At 37.4% G+C, this 1,632-nt stretch carries 2 protein-coding genes; both read right to left on the reverse strand.

Annotated elements, in window-relative coordinates; all coding sequences use genetic code 11:
• On the reverse strand, positions 1-788 hold a 788-nt coding region (locus J2S15_RS20265; RefSeq protein ID WP_307412307.1), incomplete at its 3' end, for an FAD-dependent oxidoreductase.
• 1 nt (position 789) lies between these two features.
• Positions 790-1,632 (reverse strand): sulfide/dihydroorotate dehydrogenase-like FAD/NAD-binding protein (locus J2S15_RS20270; protein WP_307412310.1); only part of this gene is annotated, 843 nt, incomplete at its 5' end.

The following is a 1,632-nucleotide window of genomic DNA, read 5'->3' on the forward strand; positions in this document are numbered from 1 at the left end:
TTGAAACGAGTTAAAAATTCATTTGCTGAGAATACTCCATTTAAGTTTTCTCCTGGCATTCCCATAAAGTTAGGAAGTCCTGCTCCACTACCTACGAACACAGATTCATAACCTTGGTCAAATAGTTCATCTATTTCGAGAACCTTTCCTATAACCATATCAGTTTCTACTTTTACACCCAATGCTTTTAATGCATTAATTTCTTTTTTTACGATATCTTTTGGTAAACGGAATTCTGGAATACCATATACCAGTACTCCTCCGGCTTCATGCAACGCTTCAAAGATGGTTACATCATACCCTTTTTTCGCTAAATCTCCTGCACATGTTAATCCTGCAGGTCCTGCTCCTACAATTGCCACTTTGTGACCATTGCTTTCTGGTTTTGTAATGTTATCTTCTTCATGTGTCATATGATAGTCAGCTGCGAATCTTTCTAAGCGCCCAATTCCAACTGGCTCATTCTTGATTCCTCTAACACATTTTGCTTCACATTGGCTTTCCTGTGGACATACACGACCACATACTGCTGGTAAAGCATTTGTTTCTTTTATTACCTGATAAGCTTCTTCAAACTTACCTTCTTTTATCTTTTGAATGAATTCAGGAATTTGTACTTTTACTGGACATCCATTCACACAAGGTTTGTGTTTACATTGTAAACAACGGTCTGCTTCTTCCATCGCCATTTCTGGTGTATACCCCAAAGCTACTTCTTCAAAGTTTTTATTTCTTACGTTCGCATCCTGTACAGGCATTGGAACTTTATTTGGATCCATATTTGGCATATTACGCTACCTCCTTGTGAAACAAGTTACAGTCTTCATCTCTTGCTTGAGCTTCAAACTTCATGTATTGTCTTGAACGTGAAATCGCTTCGTCGAAATCAACCAAGTGTCCATCAAAGTCCGGACCATCTACACATGCAAACTTCATTTCACCACCAACAGTTAATCGACAGCAACCACACATTCCTGTTCCATCAATCATAATTGGATTCATACTTACGACTGTTTTCACATCGTATTTTTTTGTAACTGCACATACAAACTTCATCATAATTAATGGTCCGATTGCAATTACCTCATCAAACGTTTCTCCTGCAAGCAATAATTCTTCCAGTTTGTTTGTGACTAACCCTTTTTCTCCAGCGCTTCCATCATCACTCATCATATACATATTTTTAGATACGGCTTTGAACTCGTCTTCTAAAATTACTAAATCTTTATTTCTAAATCCAGAAATTACCGTAACCTCTGCACCATTGTCGTGTAATGCTTTCGCTGTTGGATATGCAATGGCACAACCAACCCCACCACCGATTACACATACACGTTTTAATCCTTCAATATGTGAAGGTACTCCAAGAGGACCTACAAAGTCTAAAATTTCATCGCCCACATTTAAACCATTCAGAATCTTTGTTGATTTTCCTACGATTTGGAAAATGATTGTAACTGTTCCTGCTTCACGATCATAATCTGCTATCGTTAACGGCATACGTTCCCCCAATTCATGAGAACGAATAATTACAAATTGTCCAGCTTTTGCTTTTTTAGCGATAAATGGTGCATCTACTACTAATTTTGTTACAGTTGGATTCAATTCTTCTCTTGCTACTATATTAAACAT

This window comes from Breznakia pachnodae (assembly GCF_030814225.1).
GTDB classification, from domain to species: domain Bacteria; phylum Bacillota_I; class Bacilli_A; order Erysipelotrichales; family Erysipelotrichaceae; genus Breznakia; species Breznakia pachnodae.